The sequence below is a fragment of the Paradevosia shaoguanensis genome (genome assembly GCF_016801025.1).
In the GTDB taxonomy this organism is placed as follows: Bacteria; Pseudomonadota; Alphaproteobacteria; order Rhizobiales; family Devosiaceae; genus Paradevosia; species Paradevosia shaoguanensis.
Genome location: NZ_CP068983.1, coordinates 2,891,288 through 2,910,006, shown reverse-complemented (window position 1 = coordinate 2,910,006; position 18,719 = coordinate 2,891,288). Strand labels below are relative to the sequence as shown.

15 protein-coding genes are annotated in these 18,719 nt (G+C 63.3%); 3 read left to right on the top strand and 12 right to left on the bottom strand.

Annotated features, from left to right (window positions below):
- Nucleotides 1-35: 35 nt before the first annotated feature.
- Nucleotides 36-1,067, bottom strand: coding sequence for a sugar ABC transporter substrate-binding protein (locus JNE37_RS13850; RefSeq protein WP_035028511.1), 1,032 nt, complete (start codon nucleotides 1,065-1,067; stop codon nucleotides 36-38).
- A 312-nt stretch (nucleotides 1,068-1,379) separates the two neighbouring features.
- On the opposite strand from JNE37_RS13850, the gene JNE37_RS13845 reads away from it, so the two are divergent.
- From JNE37_RS13845 to JNE37_RS13835, 3 genes are all read left to right on the top strand, one after another.
- Nucleotides 1,380-2,618 (top strand): ROK family transcriptional regulator, encoded by a 1,239-nt coding sequence (locus JNE37_RS13845; protein ID WP_203063355.1) that lies wholly within the window; start codon nucleotides 1,380-1,382, stop codon nucleotides 2,616-2,618.
- A gap of 113 nt (nucleotides 2,619-2,731) precedes the next feature.
- Nucleotides 2,732-4,279, top strand: coding sequence for a diguanylate cyclase domain-containing protein (locus JNE37_RS13840; protein WP_203063353.1), 1,548 nt, complete (start codon nucleotides 2,732-2,734; stop codon nucleotides 4,277-4,279).
- Between the two features lie 29 nt (nucleotides 4,280-4,308).
- The gene (locus JNE37_RS13835; protein WP_203063345.1) at nucleotides 4,309-6,528 is read left to right on the top strand and encodes a putative bifunctional diguanylate cyclase/phosphodiesterase; all 2,220 of its coding nucleotides are present in this window, start codon (nucleotides 4,309-4,311) and stop codon (nucleotides 6,526-6,528) included.
- Nucleotides 6,529-6,532: 4 nt separating this feature from the next.
- Here the strand turns inward: JNE37_RS13835 and JNE37_RS13830 are convergent, their stop codons facing one another.
- From JNE37_RS13830 to xdhC, 11 genes are all read right to left on the bottom strand, one after another.
- The gene (locus tag JNE37_RS13830) at nucleotides 6,533-7,504 is read right to left on the bottom strand and encodes a DNA topoisomerase IB (protein WP_203063343.1); all 972 of its coding nucleotides are present in this window, start codon (nucleotides 7,502-7,504) and stop codon (nucleotides 6,533-6,535) included.
- Nucleotides 7,505-7,506: 2 nt separating this feature from the next.
- Nucleotides 7,507-7,668: a hypothetical protein gene (locus JNE37_RS13825; RefSeq protein WP_156046260.1), complete on the bottom strand. Its 162-nt coding sequence runs from the start codon at nucleotides 7,666-7,668 to the stop codon at nucleotides 7,507-7,509.
- Between the two features lie 71 nt (nucleotides 7,669-7,739).
- On the bottom strand, nucleotides 7,740-8,231 hold the full coding sequence (locus JNE37_RS13820; RefSeq protein WP_203063341.1) for a GNAT family N-acetyltransferase: 492 nt from the start codon (nucleotides 8,229-8,231) through the stop codon (nucleotides 7,740-7,742).
- Nucleotides 8,231-10,393, bottom strand: coding sequence for a malate synthase G (locus JNE37_RS13815; protein WP_203063339.1), 2,163 nt, complete (start codon nucleotides 10,391-10,393; stop codon nucleotides 8,231-8,233). The genes JNE37_RS13820 and JNE37_RS13815 overlap by 1 nt, the downstream gene beginning before the upstream one ends.
- A 17-nt stretch (nucleotides 10,394-10,410) precedes the next feature.
- Nucleotides 10,411-11,706 (bottom strand): guanine deaminase, encoded by a 1,296-nt coding sequence (gene guaD, locus JNE37_RS13810; protein WP_203063337.1) that lies wholly within the window; start codon nucleotides 11,704-11,706, stop codon nucleotides 10,411-10,413.
- Complete coding sequence (locus JNE37_RS13805) at nucleotides 11,703-12,926, bottom strand: urate hydroxylase PuuD (protein ID WP_182399579.1); 1,224 nt, start codon at nucleotides 12,924-12,926, stop codon at nucleotides 11,703-11,705. The genes guaD and JNE37_RS13805 overlap by 4 nt, the downstream gene beginning before the upstream one ends.
- A 217-nt stretch (nucleotides 12,927-13,143) precedes the next feature.
- Nucleotides 13,144-14,226 carry a BMP family ABC transporter substrate-binding protein gene (locus tag JNE37_RS13800; RefSeq protein WP_203063335.1) on the bottom strand — a complete coding sequence of 361 codons (1,083 nt, stop codon included), beginning with the start codon at nucleotides 14,224-14,226 and terminating at the stop codon, nucleotides 13,144-13,146.
- Between the two features lie 57 nt (nucleotides 14,227-14,283).
- On the bottom strand, nucleotides 14,284-15,213 hold the full coding sequence (locus tag JNE37_RS13795) for an ABC transporter permease (RefSeq protein WP_035028532.1): 930 nt from the start codon (nucleotides 15,211-15,213) through the stop codon (nucleotides 14,284-14,286).
- Complete coding sequence (locus tag JNE37_RS13790; RefSeq protein WP_246513274.1) at nucleotides 15,210-16,292, bottom strand: ABC transporter permease; 1,083 nt, start codon at nucleotides 16,290-16,292, stop codon at nucleotides 15,210-15,212. The genes JNE37_RS13795 and JNE37_RS13790 overlap by 4 nt, the downstream gene beginning before the upstream one ends.
- Nucleotides 16,276-17,841, bottom strand: a complete 1,566-nt coding sequence (locus JNE37_RS13785) for an ABC transporter ATP-binding protein (protein ID WP_246513272.1) — start codon at nucleotides 17,839-17,841, stop codon at nucleotides 16,276-16,278. The genes JNE37_RS13790 and JNE37_RS13785 overlap by 17 nt, the downstream gene beginning before the upstream one ends.
- Nucleotides 17,831-18,694, bottom strand: a complete 864-nt coding sequence (xdhC, locus tag JNE37_RS13780) for a xanthine dehydrogenase accessory protein XdhC (RefSeq protein WP_203063331.1) — start codon at nucleotides 18,692-18,694, stop codon at nucleotides 17,831-17,833. The genes JNE37_RS13785 and xdhC overlap by 11 nt, the downstream gene beginning before the upstream one ends.
- Nucleotides 18,695-18,719 lie beyond the last annotated feature (25 nt).

Below are 18,719 nucleotides of genomic sequence, written 5' to 3'. Positions count from 1 at the left end.
GGGGCGGCTGACCGCCCCTTCGATTCAATCCTCGATCAGCCCCAGCAGAGCTTGGCGCCCTCTTCGGAGGTGATCGAATCCACGCCCGCCACCGGCTTGTCGGTGATGAGGGTGGCACCGGTGTCCAGGAACCCGGTCTTGGCATCCACGGTCGGCTTTTCACCGGAGGCCGCGAACTTCTGGATGGCTTCCATGGCCATCGAGGCCATCTTGAGCGGGTATTGCTGGCTGGTGGCGCCGATGACGCCGGCCTTCACGTTGGCCACGCCCGGGCAGCCGCCATCGATGGAGACGATGAGCACGGAGCCATCATCCTTGCCGACTGCCTTGAGCGCTTCGTAGCCACCAGCCGCAGCCGGTTCGTTGATGGTGTAGACGACATTGATGTCGGGGCATTTCTGCAGCAGCGTCTCCATGGCGGTACGCCCGCCATCCTCGGCGCCGCCCGTCATTTCATGGCCGCAGATACGCGGATCGTCCTCGTCGCCGTACTTGTTGGGGTCCTTCACGTCGATGCCGAAGCCCTGCATGAAGCCCTGGTCGCGCAGGTAGTCGACGGTCGGCTGGTTGGTCGCGAGGTCGAGGAAGGCGATCTTGGCGGAAGCCGCCTTGTCGCCGAGCGTCCCCTTGGCCCATTCGCCGATCAACTGGCCGGCCTTGCGGTTGTCGGTAGCGAAGGTGGCGTCAGCCGCATCCATCGGATCGAGGGGCGTATCGAGGACAATGACCAGCAGCCCGGCGTCACGCGCCTTCTGGATGGTCGGCACGATGGCGCTCGAATCCGAGGGTACGATGGCGAAACCCTTGGCGCCGGCGGCGATCAGGTTCTCGATGGCGGCGACCTGGCTGTCATTGTCGCCGTCGAACTTGCCGGCGAAAGTGCGCAGGTCTAGTCCGAGTTCGGTGGCCTTGGCCTGGGCGCCTTCGCGCATCTTGACGAAGAACGGATTGCCTTCCGTCTTGGTGATAAGGCCGACCACGTCGGCGGCATAGGCGGAAGTCCCGGCCAGCATGCCGGCCATAACGGTGGCGGCGGCAGCGACCTTAAGCAGATTTAGTCTACCCATGAAAATCCTCCCGGGGTTGCGCGAAGAGTGCAGCCGGCACGCTCCGCTCCGGACGTTCGCGCCAGGCATCCTCCTGCCCGGCCTTCGCCGTCCTTGCAGGCATACTCAGTCGCAGAACCGATCCTGTCAATAAATTAATCCAATGGATTTATTAATTGACTTGCGACCACGTAGCGCGGCAATGTGCACTACCAAGAGGGAGAAAAACCTTCGTAATCGGTTGCACTTACGGGCGCGTCGCAGCTATCACCGGCGGCGGTTTGCGCAGCGGTATCTGCTGTCACGATGCCGCAAACGTTAATGGAGCAAGCGATGGCCTCGCGCGCCGCGAAAGAGGAGAAGGCTGCGCGTGCCAGTGGCTTCAGCCGCGGCACGAACCAGACCGGCGTTCGCCTTTATAACGAGCGATTGGTGCTCTCGCTGATCCGGCGGCACAAGAGCCTGCCCAAGGCCGATATCGCCCGGATGACAGGGCTTTCCCCGCAAACCATCTCGATCATCACCAACCAGCTTGAGGCCGACGGACTGCTGCTCAAGGGCAATCCCCAGCGCGGTCGGATCGGTCAACCATCGGTGCCCTACTCGCTCAATCCGGATGGCGCTTTCGCTTTCGGGCTCAAGATCGGGCGGCGTAGCGTCGATCTCTACCTCATCAATTTCACCGGCGAGATCCTGAAGCTCCTCCACAAGATTTACCCCTACCCCAAACCCGAGGCGATCCTGCATTTCGCGCGCGAGGGGATTGCGGAGATGATGAAGGACCTGCCGCCCGAGCATGCGCGACGCATGGCTGGCGTCGGGATCGCGGCGCCCTATGAAATGTGGACCTGGCCCGAGGAAATCGGCGCACCGCGTGAGGATATCGACGCCTGGCGTACGGTCGACATCCGCTCCGACCTCGCCAGCCATCTCGACTGGCCCGTCTATTTCCACAACGACATCACGGCCGCCTGCGCCGCGGAGCTGATTTTCGGGCGCGGCTCGGATTACCTGGACTATCTCTACGTCTATATTGGCTCGTTCATCGGCGGCGGCTTGGTGCTCAACGGTCACCTTTTCCCTGGCCGAACGCAGAATGCGGGAGCGTTGGGCTCGATGCCTGCGCCTGCGACGGGCGCCGGAACGCAAGCGCAGCGCACGCCGCAGCTGATGAATGTGGCATCGATCTACGTGCTTGAACGCAAGCTGATTGCCCAAGGCAAGAACCCGGAGGTTCTCTGGCTCTCGCCGGACGACTGGGGCGACGACCTGGGGCCGGCGCTCGATGAATGGATCGATGAGGTATCGCAGAACGTCGCGGTCTCGATCGTCGCGGCGGTAGCGGTGATCGATGTCGAGACGGTTATCATCGATGGCGCCTTCCCCGAATTCGTGCGCAAGGCCATCATCGAGCGAACACGCGCTGCACTCGAGCGGATCAACCGGCAGGGGCTCTCCCCGTTCCGCGTGGTGGAGGGTACGATCGGCAATGCCGCGCGGGCGCTGGGGGGCGCCAGTATCCCGCTGCTCGCCAATTTCACGCAGGATCGCGAGGTCCTGTTCAAGGACTGAGACCGGGCTTCTACTTAATTCGTTTACCAGACCGGCCAATAAACTCGTTCAGTAACAAAGCGGAAATTCCGCCCTCTCTAGATTGCGCTGCGACAAGAATGTCGAGGGGGCTTATGGGCATCGCTTTATCGCCGGCAGGAGGCCGGCACGCAGCGGCTGTCATCGTTATTCCGGTTATCGTTGCACTGCTGGCCATGGCGGCCACGGTGGGCGGCTTCCTCTATTGGTCGACCAGCAATAGCGACGCCCGCGCCGTGCAGCGCCAGACCGCTCTTATCGACCACACCCTGCGCAGCTATTTCGCCTTGCAGGCTGAAAACCAGGAATCCTGGGCACTCTGGAGCGATGCGGTCGACCATACTCGTCCGTTCGACGCGGAATGGGTCGACGAAAACCTGGGCGCCGAGTTTTACGAAAGCTTCGGCTACGAGCAGACCGTGGTGCTCGATGGCGGAGACCGCCCCATCTACCTGATGCGCAATGGCCGTTCGGTCGACCCGACACTGCTGGCCCCTGATCTCCAGGCGCTCGCCCCCCTGCTCTCGCGCCTGCGGGCCGACATAGCAACCGGCGCGTTGCGGGCATATCTGGCGGGCGGCCGCAGCAATGCGCCTTACGCGGCCGACTACGTCCAAATCGCCGGCACGCCAGCCATGGTGACGGTAATGCCGATCGCCGATCCCTCGCGAGAGCCTGACGAGGCGCGGCAATACCTTCACGTCGCGATCGACTTCCTCGATGAGGACTATGCAAGCTATCTGGGCGAAGCGAGCCTTGTCGAAGACGCCGCCTTCCGGCTGACGACGACCGAAAACCCGGAAAAGGCGACGCTGCCGCTGATCAATACCGGCGGCCGCATCATCGCGTTCCTCGAATGGCGGCAGGATTGGCCGGGTCGCCGGCTATTGGCAGAGACCGTACCGGCGCTGGCTATTGCCATGGCGCTAGCCACCGTTCTCTTCGCCCTGCTGGTTGAACGGCTCTATCGCTATTCCATGGCGCTCGAAGCCGGACGTGCACGGGCCGAGCACGAGGCCAACCACGACGCGCTGACCGGCCTCCCCAACCGCGCGTGCTTCGAACGGCGTCTCGGCGAGGCAACGGCTGCCGACGCGCCGGTGGCGCTCTTTGCGCTCGATCTTGATCGCTTCAAGCAGGTCAACGATACACTCGGTCATCCAGCGGGCGACGAGCTTATCCGCATGGTGGGCGCGCGCCTTGCGGGCTTGATTTCCTCGTCCGGCCTGCTGGCGCGAATGGGCGGCGACGAATTCTCGATCCTCGAACCGGCCATTGCGCAAAGCGAAGAGGCCTTCGCACTGGCGGCACGGATCGTTGAAGCGGTTGGCAAGCCGTTCGACCTTTTCGGCAACGAAGCGCGGATCGGCGTCTCGGTAGGCATCGCGCTCTCCGCGCGGCGACAGGCGGGACCGGCCGAAATGGCGCGGCGCGCCGATATCGCGCTCTACGAGGCGAAAGGCAATGGCCGGAACTGCGCCATGATCTATGAACCCGGCATGGAGGCGGCGGTGAACCGTCGCCGCTCGGCCGAACCGGAATTACGAGAGAACCAACCTGGACCGCGTGACGTACTGAAGGAGCTGCCAAGGCCCGGCAGCACCTTCGGTAACCAGTCTGCAAGTCTGGCAAAGGCACAATAACAACGTCGTTTTGGGGGGCGGCCCAAGATATGAAGTTGAGGAACTGGAAGAGCTGGCAATTCGCTGCCAGTGTGCTGGCACCGGCGGCGGTTTCGCTGCTGCTGGTCATGGCCGGCGTGCTCGGCTTCGTGCTCTGGTCGACAGCCAACAGCGACCGGCTGGCTCTCGAGCGCGAAACCGCGCTCGTCAACAAGGTGCTGTCCGAGCAGCTCGAGCGCGTGCCGCACGACCAGGAGAGCATTGCCGGGCGCGATGCAGCGGTCATCAATACGCGGCTCAAGTTCAACCAGTCCTGGGTCGAGGCCAATCTCGGCCAGTGGATGCATGACTATTTCCGTCACGACCGCACATTCCTCCTCAACGCGGAAGACCAGCCGATCTACGCCATGAGCGCTGGCGCGACGACGATCGCCGAAATCTACGAGCAAGATCGGGAGGCCTATGAGCCACTCGTGGCGCGGATGCGCGAGCTCATCGGCAACAACGGTCTCAAGGCGTTCGAGACCGGCGTGACTGCCCGTATTCCGCACGTTTCGGACTTCGCCACCATTTCGGGCTATCCCGCGATCGTGAGTGTGATGCCGCTGCTTTCCGATAGCGGCGCTATCCAGCAGGATGCAGGCACTCATCTTCTGCATGTGAGCGTCCGCTTCCTCAACGACAGCTTCGCCAACGGACTTTCGGATCGATACGGCTTCAGCGAGGCGGGTTTTTCCGGGTCGTCGGTTCCTGCCGAGGGCCTGGCTGTCTACCCCATCCTCAACGAGGCCGGTCGGCTCATAGCCTTCTTCCAGTGGCAGCCGGACAAACCTGGCCTGCGCACGCTCAAGGAAACGCTGCCGGTGCTCGGCTTCGCGCTCCTGGTCGGCGGCATCGTCATCCTGATGCTGGTGAGCAAGCTCTGGAAATCGGCGCAAGCCGTCGAGACTGGGCGGCGCACCGCTCAGCATCTGGCGCATCACGACACACTGACGGGCTTGCCCAACCGCACGCTTTTCGAGGAAACGCTCTCCTCCGTCCTGGCCGGGCGAAGCCGCTTGCACCCCGTGACGCTCTTCATGCTTGATCTCGACCGCTTCAAGCAGGTCAACGATACGCGCGGGCACCATGCGGGCGACCGGCTGATCCAGCTTGTCGCCGAACGCCTGGTCACGGCAACGGGCGGCAACGAGTTCATCGCGCGCATTGGCGGCGACGAATTCGCCGTGATCTGCCAGAGCAGCGTCAACGAAGAGGACGCATTGCGGCGAGCAGAAAGGGTAATCGAGGCCATCGGACGTCCCTTCGATATCGAAGGGGGCGACGTTTTCGTGGGCGTGTCGGTGGGCATCATCTGCAACACCGATATCGGCGCCGTGCGCCACGATTTGCTGCGCAAGGCCGATATTGCGCTCTACGAGGCCAAGGCCAATGGCCGCAACCGAGCCGTGGTGTTCCACGAGCACATGAACGAACTGCTCCAGCTCCGTCATACGGTCGAGGGGGAGCTACGCGAGGCATTGCGGCGCGACGACCAGCTGTCGGTGTCCTTCCAGCCACTCTTCACCCCCGACCGCAAGGTCATGGGCGCCGAGGCACTGGCGCGCTGGACGCATCCTAAATACGGGCCGATCTCGCCGGCCCAGTTCATCCCGGTGGCCGAGAGTGCCGGCCTCATCGAGGCGCTGGGCGACGCCGTGCTGCGTCGCGCGCTCGAAATGGGCGGCCGTTGGCCGGAGCGAACCATCGCGGTCAACATCTCGCCGGCGCAGCTGCGGAACCCGAAATTCCAGTCGCGCGTCTTCGAGCTGCTGGCGCTGACGGGCATGCGGCCAGGCGATCTTGAGCTCGAAATCACCGAAGGCATCCTGCTCGAAGACGAGATGGTGACCACCGAAACGCTGCGCGCCTTCCGCGCGGCCGGTATCAAGATCGCACTCGACGATTTCGGCACGGGCTATTCCTCGCTCAACTACCTCAAGCGCTATGCGGTGGACCGGATCAAGATCGACCGCTCGTTCATCAGCCAGCTCGGCGAAGACCAGACGTCATCGGCCATAGTGCAGGCCATGGTGACGCTGGCCCATGCCATGGGCATCGAAGTGACAGCCGAAGGCGTGGAGACCGAAAAGCAGCTTGCTGTGCTCCGGGACATGGGCTGCAACACCATCCAGGGTTACCTGCTGTCGCCACCCGTTGACCCGGACCGGACCGCCGCCCTTTTCGCCGAGGGCGCCGTCCGCGCGCCGCAGCGGCGGCGGCGGGCCTGAGGCGTCACGAAGCCACAAGAATTGCGTGGAGACGTTCTTCGGGACGCCCCGGCGTGTTGCTCCAGAGCTGCTGCAGCCTGCCGCTGTCGAAGAGCTTGAAGAGACTTGGCGCGATGTAGCTCTTGCGGCTGATCGCGGACGTATTGAGCAACATCTCTGAGACTTCGCGAGCGACGCCGGCGATCTGTCGTTTGCGGGCGGAATCTGAGGAGCCGGGTTCGATCCGCGCCAGCGCCTCGGCCGCCAACGCGCTGGCACGAAGCGTGCGGAAATCCTTGGCGGAAATGTCTACGCCCGAAATCTGGCGCAGGTAGTCGTTGATGACCCGCGTGTGGAGGGCAACGAGCTTCTTGCCCTCGCGGTGAACGAGAAGACGCCTGCCAGGAAGCGTCATGATCCGTTGCAACGCCTTGGCCAATGGCTCACTGGCGAGCTCATAATGTGCTGGTTTGCCACCCTTGGCAGGAAAATCGATCTCGATGTGTTTGCCGCTCACCTTCACATCGCGCGCGAAGAGGGTCGCCGCGCCGCGCGTGCCGTTCTGCCTGAGATAAGCCTGACTGCCGATGCGCATGGCCGTCGCATCGATCAGCGCAACGGCAATGGCCTGCGCCAGCTCGATCGAACCCGCCTCGGCAGCCAGATCTCTGCGGACACGACGGCGCACGCGCGGCACTACAGCCGAAAGCGAAGCCAGGCGGCGCAGCTTGCGCTCTGACCGGCGCAGTTCCCAATCGGGATGATAGATGTATTGCACCCTGCCCGCCTCGTCCGTGCCCACGCACTGGATATGCGCATTGGCCCAGGGCGCGACGCGAACATTGCGCCAGGCCGGCGGAATGGCCAACTCGCCGATGCGAGCCTTGAACGCCGCATCGCAGACCAATCGGCCATCGGCATCGTGGAAACAGAACCCTCTGCCGCGCTTCTGGCGGGCGATGGTGAGATCGTCCCGCGTCACCTTCCGCAGGCGCATCTTTATTGCGCGGTCGGCGGGGTGTTGAGCGCGAAGGCGATGTAGATGAGGCCGAAAAGCACGACCACCGCGACGATGGAAATTACCAGCACCCGCATGTTCATGAGCCGGCGGTTACCCTGCCGAACCTCGTTGGTGGTCTTGTGGGGATCGTAAGTGGGCATTGGCTTGCCTTTCTTTGCTGACACCGACCAACGCCCCTCGGTGTAGCCCAGTTCCCGTATGCCGGGGTCGCCTAGAGTTCCCGCATCATGGTGACAGCCGTCTTGACGAAGCCTTCGCGCTCGAAGAATTCGTGGGCACGCGCATTGCCGATGCCGCTTTCGAGAAAGAGGCGTCGGATGCCGCGCTCGCGGCATTGCTCCTCTACCCAGTCGATGAACCGCTTGCCCAGGCCCGCCCCACGAGCGGTGCGGGAAATCATGAGGTCGTTGATGACCGCGAAGTGGTAGCGGTCATCGAAATGGATTTCGACGAGGCCGACGAGTTCGCCATCGAGGCGCGCCACGGCGAAGGCCTCGGCCGGATCATCGATCGCCTCTCGGGCCTCACGTGCAACCTGCTCGAAGAGATCGTCAGCCCATTGCCCAAGCGCGACGGCACGACCGAACATGATCTCGCCGTGGGAGATATAGGTGGGATCGGCGTTCTCCACGAAGAAAAGGGCAATGGCATCGGCCATGCCGGGATCGCGGCACCAGGCGATCTCGATCTCCCCGCCTGCCATCAGGCCCTGGCAGCTTCGCGCGCCTTCACCTGCAGCCGGCGCTTGTGGAGGATCGGCTCGGTATAGCCGGAAGGCTGCTCGGCCCCATGCAGCGCGAGGTCGAGCGCGGCCTGGAAGGCAACCGACTGGAAATTGCCGGCCATGGGCCGATAGATCGGGTCGCCGGCATTCTGCTCGTCGACGACAGCCGCCATGCGCTCGAAGGTCGAAACGACCTCATCCTTGCTTACCACCCCATGGCGGAGCCAATTGGCGACGGCCTGGCTCGAAATGCGGCAGGTCGCGCGGTCTTCCATGAGGCCGACATTGTTGATGTCCGGAACCTTCGAGCACCCGACGCCCTGTTGCACCCAGCGCACGACGTAGCCGAGGATGCCCTGGCTGTTGTTCTCAAGCTCACGCACGATCTGCTCGTGGCTGAGGGTCGAGGGATCAAGGGCAGGCATGGAGAAAAGGGCACCGAGCCCGGGCGTCTCCTGGTTGTGACGGCGCTTCTGCGCCTCGAAGACATCGACCTCGTGGTAGTGCAGCGCATGGAGCGTGGCAGCAGTGGGCGACGGCACCCAGGCCGTGTTGGCGCCAGAACGCGGATGGCCGATCTTGACCTTGAGCATTTCGGCCATGTCATCGGGCTTGGCCCACATGCCCTTGCCGATCTGCGCCTTGCCGGAGAAGCCGCAGCGCAGGCCGATGAGCACGTTGCGATCCTCATAGGCGCCAAGCCAGGCTTCGGCCTTGATATCGTCCTTGCGCAGCACCGGGCCGGCTTCCATCGAGGTGTGGATTTCGTCGCCGGTGCGATCGAGGAAGCCGGTATTGATGAAGAACACGCGGTGGCGTGCAGCCCTGATGCAAGCCTTGAGGTTGGCGCTCGTCCGGCGCTCCTCATCCATGATGCCGATCTTGATGGTGTTCTCGGGCAGCCCCAAAAGGCGCTCGACGCCACCGAATATCTCGCAGGAGAACGCCACCTCGTCCGGCCCGTGCATCTTGGGCTTGACGATGTAGATGGCCCCGGTAGCCGAATTGGTCTTGTCGTGGAGGGCGCAGAGGGTGGTGATCACCGCATCCATCAGCCCCTCGCCGATCTCCTGGTTGTCGCGGTCGAGGATGGCCTTGGTGGTCATCAGGTGCCCGACATTGCGCACGAGGAGCAGCGAGCGCCCCTTGAGCGTCAGCGTGCTGCCATTGAGCGCGGTGTAGACACGATCGGCGTTAAGGCGTCGGGTGATGGTCTTGCCACCCTTCTCGAAGGTCTCCGAGAGGGTGCCGTTCATCAGGCCCAGCCAGTTGCGATAGACCGCGACCTTGTCCTCGGTATCGACAGCGGCGACGGAATCCTCGCAATCCTGGATGGTCGTGATGGCGCTCTCGACCACGACATCGGCAATGCCCGCCTTGTGCGTCTTGCCTACCGGATTGGCGCGATCGATGTTGATCTCGACATGAAGCCCGTTGTGGCGAAGGAGCAGGACCAAGTCCTCGCCCACCTGGCGATAGCCAACGAATTGCGACGGATCGGCCAGCGCCGTGCGGCCATCGTCGATGACGATGCTGCAAAGGCCGTTGGCGTAATCGAGCGCGTAGCTCGAAACATCAGCGTGGCTGCCCACGGTGAGCGGAAAGGCACCATCGAGGAACTCGGCGGCACGGGCGAACACCGCGGCGCCGCGCTCGGGATTGTAACCCTTGCCGGGCGCCAGCGCGCCATCGCGTGAAATGACATCAGTGCCGTAGAGCGCATCGAAAAGGCTGCCCCAGCGCGCATTGGCGGCATTGAGGGCATAGCGTGCGTTGGAGACCGGCACCACAAGCTGCGGCCCGCAGATGCTGGTAATCTCGGGATCGAGCCCTGTCGTCTCGATAGAAAAATCCTCGGGCTCCGGAACGATGTAGCCAATCTGGCGCAGGAACTTCTCGTAGCCCGCCGGGTCATTGGCGACAGGCCCGTGCGCATGGTGCCAGTCATCGATCTGGGTCTGGAGATTGTCGCGGATGGCAAGGAAGGCGCGATTGCGCGGCGCAAAGGCCGTGACGTAGAGCGACAGGCCGATCCAGAAGCGAAGCGGATCGACCTTGGTGCCGGGCAGCGCCTCTTTCTCGATGAAGTCTACGAGCTGGGAATCGACCTTCAAGCCCGACTTCTCGACGTACTCGGCCAATTGCCCACTCCTTGTTTTCAAGCCAACCGGGTCTTCGCCGCCTCGCCCGCGATGTAAACCTCACGGACCGAACGGTCATCCCCCATCGTCTGCAACAGGAACAGTTCCTGGGCAACCCCCGAAATGGTCTGCATGCGCAGTGCCATATGGGAAATGGCGCTGCTATCGAGCACTACGAGATCGGCGTCCCGCCCCGGCGCGATCGAGCCGATACGGTCCTCGAGCCCGAGCGCCCGGGCATTGCCGAGCGTGGCGAGGTAAAAGGAATTGAGCGGGGAGAGCTGTTGCTTGCGCAATTGGGCGACCTTGAAGCCCTCATCGAGCGTGCGCAGCATCGATACCGAAGTGCCGCCGCCGATATCGGTAGCGATGCCGATGCGCACGCCGGTCTTGTGCAGCCGCTCATAGTCGAAGAGGCCGCTGCCGAGAAACAGGTTCGAGGTCGGGCAGAAGACGGCGACGCTGCCTGTCTCGGCCATCACATGAGCTTCGCGATGGCTGAGATGGATCGAATGGCCGAGAAGCGTCTTGCGGCCGAGGAGGCCGTAATCCTCATAGATGCCGAGATAATCCTTGGCCTCCGGATAGAGCTCCATGGAATAGGCGATCTCGGCGTCGTTTTCCGACAGATGCGTCTGGACGTAGCACTCGGGGAATTCTGCAACCAGCGCGCGCGAGGCTTCGAGCTGGGCGGGCGTCGAGGTAATGGCGAAGCGTGGGGAGATGGCGTAATGCGCCCTGCCCTTGCCCTGCCAGCGCGCAATAAGCGCCTTGGTATCATCGTAGCCGGTCTGGGCGGTATCAAGCAGCGCCTCGGGGGCATTGCGATCCATCATCACCTTGCCGCCGACCATGAGCATGTTGCGGCGCGCCGCCTCGGTGAAGAAGGCATCCACCGATTCCGGATGGACGGAGCAATAGGCTACCGCAGTCGTCGTGCCGTTGCGGATGAGCTCATCGAAGAAGGACGTCGCAATGGCCGCGGCATGGCCCTGCTGTCCGAACTTCTGCTCCTCCACGAACGTATAGGCGCGCAGCCAATCGAGCAGCGCCGGGGCATAGGAGCCGATGACCTGCATTTGCACGTAGTGGAGATGCAGGTCGATCAGCCCCGGTGTGATCAGGCTGGGCCGGTGATCGATGACCTCCGCCCCGGCCGCACCAGCGGGCGAATAGTCGCCAACGGCAATGATCTTGCCATTCTCGATGGTGACGGCGCCGTCCTCCAGGTAGCGGTAGGAGGCGGTATCATCGATGTCCTGCGGCTCCTCGATGAAGGTGAAGACGCGCCCGCGCAGAATGGTGCGTGTCATTTCCCGGCGCCTTCGCGATACCAGGCAAGCAGCACCGCGCGTTCGTCAGGCGTGATCTCGGTGACATTGCCCGGAGGCATGGCATGCGAGAAGCCAGCCTGTATGGCAATTTCCGCGGCGTGGTTGGCGATGGCGGCGTCGCTATCGAGATGCACGTTCTTGGGCGCTTCGTAGACGCCATCGTAGAACGGCTCGGCGGTATGGCACATCGAGCAACGGCCCATGACGATATCCTTGGCCGCCACGAATTGCGTGGCAGCGAGGAACGGCTCCGCAGCGCGCGACGCCATCGCTTCCTGGCTGTCACCCAGCTTGGGCGCCGAAGAAAGCCAGGCGATGATGATGAAAATGACGATCGCCAAAGGCCAGGTCCAGGTCGGGTTGCCGCGGCGCGCGTGTCGCGTGTTGAAGAAATGGCGGATAACCACGCCTTCGAGGAAGATCAGCGAAGCGATGATCCAGTTCCACTCGGTCGCGAAGGCCAAGGGGTAGTGCCCGGAGAGCATGAAGAAGATCACGGGCAGCGTCAGGTAATTGTTGTGGGTCGAGCGCTGCTTGGCGATCTTGCCGTACTTCGCGTCAGGCACCCGGCCGGCCTTGAGATCGGCAACGACGATCTTCTGGTTGGGAATGATGATCATCGCCACGTTCGCCGCCATGATGGTGGCGGTGAACGCACCCATGTGCAGCATGGCTGCACGACCGGTAAAGACCTGCGTATAGGCCCAGGCCATGGCGGTGAGGATGGCGAACAGCACCAGCATCAGCCCGGTTGTCGACTTGCCGAGCGGTGACTTGCAGAGGAAATCGTAGGCGAACCAGCCGAAGGCGATCGAGCCGATGGAAATGAGGATGCCGACCCAATTGGGCACGTCGAGAACATGTCGATCGATCAGGTAGAGATCGGCGCCGACATAGTAGATCACGGCCAACATCATGGCGCCGGTGATCCAGGTGAAATAGCTCTCCCACTTGAACCAGGTCAGGTGCTCGGGCAGGAATTCGGGCGCCACGAGGTATTTCTGGATGTGGTAGAAGCCGCCGCCATGCACCTGCCATTCCTCACCGCTGGCGAGCGGAGGCAGGCTCGGGGTCTTGCGCAGGCCAAGGTCCAGCGCGATGAAATAGAAGGACGAGCCGATCCAGGCGATGGCGGTAACCACATGCGCCCAGCGCACCGCGAAGCTCAGCCATTCCCAGAAGATGATGTAGTCGGGCATCGGTCAGGTCCCAGTTCGGTCTTCGTGAAAGCGGCGGGGGAGGCCCCGCCGCTCTAGCTGTTACGGGGTACTGCCCCAGCACCGCACTTCCCCCGCGAAGCCGGGGCCCACGGATGCCGCCCCTCGAATGGAGGGTGGCAATAGGCCCCGGATCAGGTCCGGGGAAGTTCCGTGGGTGTGGCGGAGTGTGGCGGCAAGCTACACTCGCGCCCGTCCCTTACGCCTGCACGCCTTCGACGTACCAGTCGACAGCCCAGAATTCACCGTCATCGATCACGTCGCCTGCCGCGACGCGTTCGGCGCCGGTATTGTCCTTGAGCGGTCCGGCGAAGGGGTGGAGGGAGCCGTCGGCGATGGCCTTCTTGACCTCCTCAGCCTTGGCGACGACGTCGGCCGGGATCTTCTTGTTGAAGGGCCCGATCTCGACTTCGCCCGAGGCAATGCCATCCCACACCGAGCTTTCGACCCAGGTGCCATCGAGGACCGACTGCACAGACTTGATGTAGTGCGGGCCCCAATTGTCGATGATGGCGGTGAGGTGGGCATTGGGAGCAAAGGCGCTCATGTCGGCGCCCTGCCCGAACCCGCCCACGATGCCGCGCTCTTCGGCAACCTGCAGGGCCGCCGGACCGTCGGTGTGCTGGGTGATGATGTCGACGCCCTGGTCGATCAGCGCGCGGGCCGCGTCAGCTTCCTTGGCCGGATCGAACCAGGAATCGACATAGACGACCTTGAGGGTGAACTGCGGGTTCACCTTGCGGGCGGCGATGGCGAAGGCATTGATGCCCATGCGCACTTCCGGCACCGGGAAGGAACCGATATAGGCGCCGATGTTGGACTTGGTCATGAGACCCGCAATCGTGCCGATAACGGCCCGGCCTTCATGGAAGCGGGCGTTGTAGGTCGAAAGGTTCGGCGCGGTCTGGTTGCCAGTGGCCCATTCGAACTTCACGTCCGGGAACTGCTTGGCGACCTTGTGCACATAGTCGCCGTAGCCGAACGAGGTGGCGTAGATGAGCTTGTGGCCCTGCTGGGCCAGCTCACGGAACACGCGCTCGCTGTCCGGGCCTTCGGCCACATTGGTGACGACAGTGGTCTCGACCTTGTCGCCCAGGGCATCGAGCATCTTCTTGCGGCCCTGGTCGTGGCCGAAGTTCCAGCCATTGTCGTCGGGCGAGCCGATCAGCACGAAACCGACCTTGAGCTTTTCCTGCGCGAAGGCGCGCGGAATGCCGATGAGCGGAAGGGCAGCGGCGGCGGCGCCGGCCTTCAATACGTTACGACGCGTCAGAATGGTCATTAGTGCGTTTCTCCTGGTAACCCTTGTTAACACTGCGGCCCTCGTTCCCCCGGGCCGTTAGTTAGTCGGTATAAACGGCTTGCCGAGACAGGCCGGAGCACTTGAGCTGCCATTGCGCCGCAGCGAAATGAGAACCAGCACAAGAATGGTGGCGAGGTAGGGCATGGAGGCCCAGACCTCGGATGGAATGATCTTGAACGAACCGCCCGCCGCCTTGGCATAGAGCTCGATCGTGGCGATGAGGCCGAAGAGATAGGCGCCCAGGAGCAGCCGGTATGGTCGCCAGGCCGCGAACACGACCAGCGCCAGCGCAATCCAACCGCGTCCGGCGGTAAGGCGTTCAACCCATTGCGGGGTAAGCAGCAACGGAAAGCACGAACCGGCAATGCCGGCCATGGCGCCACCGAAGGCGACCGCCGCATAGCGCACGCCAATGACCGAATACCCGATCGAATGAGCCGACATATCGTTCTCGCCAACGGCGCGCAGGATAAGCCCCGAGCGCGTGCGGTTGAGAAACCAGGCGACGACCGCCACCATAATCAACGAGAAATAGACCAGGGGGCTGTAGCCGAAGATCACCTTCCAGAAGGGATCGTTGGCGAGCCAACCCGGAAAGACGGAGCGGAAGGGCTCGAGCGGCTTGCCGGTATAGGGCTGGCCGAAGAGCGCAGAAAAACCTGTACCGAAGATCGTGAGCGCCAGGCCCGTCGCCACCTGGTTGGAGGAGAGTGACAGGGTGAGGAAGCCGAAGATCATCGAGACCGCGGCACCCGCAAAGGCGGCGGCCAGTACGCCGAGCCATGGGCTGCCCGTGGTGTAGGTCACCGCGAACGCCACCACGGCACCCGACAGCATCATGCCCTCGACGCCGAGGTTCAGGACGCCGCTCTTTTCCACTACCAGTTCGCCAAGCGCGGCGAGGAGAAGCGGCGTTGCCGCACCCACCACCGTGATGATGATGGCAATGACGAGTTCCCCGCTCATGCCGCGCTCTCCACGGCCTGCGGCACGACCCGCTTGATGCGGTAGCGCACGAAGATATCGGAAGCGAGGATGAAGAAGAGCATCAACGCCTGGAAGATGCCGACCGCCGCATTGGGCAACCCGATGGTCGTCTGCGCCACCTCGCCGCCGACGAAGGAAATCGAGATGACGAGGCCGGAGAGGATGATGCCCAGCGGGTGCAGGCGGCCAAGGAAGGCGACGATAATGGCAGTGAAGCCGTAATTGGTGGGAAACTGCGGCACCATCCGCCCGAACGGCCCCGCAGCTTCGAGCACGCCTGCCAGACCGGCAAGGCCGCCGCTGATGAGCAGAGCCACCCAGATCGTCCGGTTGGCCGAGAACCCCGCATAGCGCGCCGCATGCGGCGCAGCACCGACCGTACGCACTTCAAAGCCGAAGACCGAACGGGACATCACGAACCAGGCTACCACCGCCACGAGGATCGCGATCGGCGTGCCCAACTGCACGATCGTGCCCGGGATGATGTAGGGCAGCGACTGGTCGGCCGTGAACATCTTGGTCTGGAGCTGGCCCATGCCCATCGGGTTCTTCCAGGGACCGGAGACCAGGTAGTTGAGAAGCTGGATGGAGACGTAGGTCAGCATCAGCGTGGTCAGGATTTCGTTGACCTTGAGCCGCGTGCGCAGCAATGCCGGCACCGCCACCCAGGCCATACCGCCCAACATGCCTGCGAGGATCATCAATGGCAGGATCCAGGGACCGGACATGTCGTAGGTCGCCAGCGCAACGCCGGTTCCAGCCAGCCCGCCGACGACATATTGCCCCTCGGCACCGATGTTCCAGACATTGGCGCGATAGCCGATGGCGAGGCCCACTGCGATGATGATGAGCGGGGCGGATTTGACCGCAAGGTCTTGCCACTTATAGGGATTTGTAAGCGGGGTGAGGAAGATCTCGCGCACCGCGCCCAGCCCGTTATAGCCGAGCAGCGAGAAGACGATGGCCCCCACGACCATGGTCAGGATCACCGCTGCCACCGGCGTAGCATAGAGCATGAAGCGGCTGGGTTGGAGCCGTTTCTCAAGCCTGAACTGCAACTTCGCCCCCCGGCGCGATATGCACCTGCTCGGCCGTGCCATGGACCCCGCCCATGAGCAGACCGATTTCCTCCACCGACGCCTCGCCAACCTTGAGCGGATGGGAGAGTCGCCCCTCGTTTATCACGGCCAGCGTGTCGCACAGCGTCAGCAGTTCGTCGAGGTCCTGCGAGATGACGACGATTGCCGATCCCGATGCCGCCAGGTCGACTATGGCCTGATGGATTGCGGCGGCCGCGCCGGCATCCACGCCCCATGTGGGTTGGCTCACGACGAAGACCGACGGTTTCTGCAGGATCTCGCGGCCCATGATGTATTTCTGCAGATTCCCGCCCGAAAGCGAGCCCGCGGTAGCTCCCGGCCCCAGCGCCTTGACGGCAAAGGAGACGATAACCTCGCCGGTATAGGTCCTGGCCGCTCCAGCGCGAATGAGCCCGGCGGTGACCATGCCGAGGCGATTGCGCGCCGTGAGGACAGTGTTGTCAGCCAGCGTAAAGTCGCCCACGGCCGCATGGCCATTGCGCTCCTCCGGTACGGCGCAGAGCCCCTGCTTGCGCCGCGCATTGGTATCGAGATTGCCAACGGTCTTGCCGTCGAGCGCGATGGTGCCGCCTTCCGCAGCCATCAATTCCCCGCTCAACGCATCGAGGAGAAGGTTCTGCCCGTTGCCAGCGACGCCTGCTATGCCGAAGATCTCGCCGGCGCGGACCGCGAAGCTGACTTCGTCGAGCGCCATGCCGAACTGCCCCTCGGGCGCCATCGACAGCCGATCCACCACGAGCTTGGCTTCGCCGAACGCGCGCCCCTTGGGCTTGACGATATCCTTGAGGCCGGCGCCGATCATCTTCTCGGCCATGGAGCGGGAGGTTTCGACCTTAGGATCGATCGTATCGACCACCTTGCCGCCACGCAGGATCGTGGCAGTGTCGCAGAGCGCCTTGATCTCGTGGAGCTTGTGGGAAATGTAGAGGATCGAGCAGCCTTCCGAAGCAAGCTTTCGGAGCACCTCGAAGAGCGCATCGACTTCCTGCGGCGTCAGCACCGAAGTCGGCTCGTCCATGATGAGCAGGCTCGGATTGAGCAGGAGTGCGCGCACGATCTCGATACGCTGTCGCTCGCCCACAGAGAGCGTCGACACCACCCGATGCGGATCGAGCTTGAGGTCATAGCTCGCCATGACCTCACGCACCTTGGCCTCGAGCGTGCGGGCCGGAACGCTGCCATCCATGCCCAGCGCGATATTCTCCAGCACCGTCATCGCCTCGAACAGCGAGAAGTGCTGGAACACCATGCCGATGCCGAGCTTGCGAGCAAATTTCGGGTTGGGGATGATCGTGGCTGCGCCATTCCAGCGGATTTCGCCGGCATCGGGCTGCATGATGCCGTAGATCATCTTGACCAGCGTCGACTTGCCCGCGCCGTTCTCGCCCAGGAGCGCGTGTATCTCGCCGGGCTTCACACCGAAACTGACATGGTCGTTGGCCAGGACGCCGGGGAATTGCTTGGTAATTCCGGCGAGTTCCAGACGCAGCGGCGCTCTAACTTCCAAAGGCGACCCCCAAATTCGCTTTGGCCCGCCGCGCACGCAGAACTGCTTCCCGGTTGCCAATGTGTATCAAAATCTCAGCTGCCGCCAGTGCCGCAATCACCTCGGGGCGTTTGTCCCCAAGACCTTGCGCCCCGATAGGCAGAACCAGCCGGTCGAGACTAGCCTCATCCCCACCCTCGGCGAGGAACCACGTCCGGAACCGGGCGCGCTTGGTGCGCGAGCCGACCATGCCGACGTAAGGTGCATCCTCGCGCCGCAACGCCTCCCCGGCGATGAGAAAGTCGAGCGCGTGATCATGAGTGAGAATGACATAGCTCGTGCCCTGCGGCGCCGAGCGCACCTGCGCTTCGGGTAAGGCCGTGGCGACACCGGAGACGTTGACCGGAAGCCCCACAAGCGCCTCGGGGCGGGTGTCGATGACGCGGACCTTGACCGGAAGCGGTGAAAGCGCCAGCGCCAGCGCATGGCCGACATTGCCGGCCCCGAAGATGAATACATGTGGCCGTGAAGCATCCTCAGCCTCGGCGCGAGAGGCGAGTTCGGCAGCCTTGGCTTCGTCGACGACGAAAAGCCCGACCTCCACGCGACCACCGCAGCATTGGCCGATTTCGGGGCCGAGCGGAATATCGAGCGTACCGGGCGGAAGGCCTTCGGCCATTACTTTACGCGCGCGATCGATCACCAGATGTTCAAGGGCACCACCACCGATCGTACCGAGGATACCGGTGGGCGAGATGAGCATGAAGGCGCCGGCCTCGCGCGGCGAGGAGCCGCGCACGACGAGAAGTTCGGCGCAGATGGCGACGGGCTCGCGTGACAGAAAGCTCGCGATGTCCGGCGCACGTAGCGTCATGCTAGCCCCCGGCCCGTGGGGGTGA

Excerpts from the sequence above, each read along its gene's own strand:
- JNE37_RS13830 (WP_203063343.1), bottom strand. The coding sequence starts at position 7,504 with ATGCGCCTGCGGAAGGTGACGCGGGACGATCTCACCATCGCCCGCCAG.
- JNE37_RS13795 (WP_035028532.1), bottom strand. The coding sequence starts at position 15,213 with ATGAGCGGGGAACTCGTCATTGCCATCATCATCACGGTGGTGGGTGCG.
- JNE37_RS13835 (WP_203063345.1), top strand. The coding sequence starts at position 4,309 with ATGAAGTTGAGGAACTGGAAGAGCTGGCAATTCGCTGCCAGTGTGCTG.
- JNE37_RS13800 (WP_203063335.1), bottom strand. The coding sequence starts at position 14,226 with ATGACCATTCTGACGCGTCGTAACGTATTGAAGGCCGGCGCCGCCGCC.
- xdhC (WP_203063331.1), bottom strand. The coding sequence starts at position 18,694 with ATGACGCTACGTGCGCCGGACATCGCGAGCTTTCTGTCACGCGAGCCC.
- JNE37_RS13850 (WP_035028511.1), bottom strand. The coding sequence starts at position 1,067 with ATGGGTAGACTAAATCTGCTTAAGGTCGCTGCCGCCGCCACCGTTATG.
- JNE37_RS13845 (WP_203063355.1), top strand. The coding sequence starts at position 1,380 with ATGGCCTCGCGCGCCGCGAAAGAGGAGAAGGCTGCGCGTGCCAGTGGC.
- JNE37_RS13805 (WP_182399579.1), bottom strand. The coding sequence starts at position 12,926 with ATGCCCGACTACATCATCTTCTGGGAATGGCTGAGCTTCGCGGTGCGC.
- JNE37_RS13825 (WP_156046260.1), bottom strand. The coding sequence starts at position 7,668 with ATGCCCACTTACGATCCCCACAAGACCACCAACGAGGTTCGGCAGGGT.
- JNE37_RS13840 (WP_203063353.1), top strand. The coding sequence starts at position 2,732 with ATGGGCATCGCTTTATCGCCGGCAGGAGGCCGGCACGCAGCGGCTGTC.
- guaD (WP_203063337.1), bottom strand. The coding sequence starts at position 11,706 with ATGACACGCACCATTCTGCGCGGGCGCGTCTTCACCTTCATCGAGGAG.
- JNE37_RS13820 (WP_203063341.1), bottom strand. The coding sequence starts at position 8,231 with ATGGCAGGCGGGGAGATCGAGATCGCCTGGTGCCGCGATCCCGGCATG.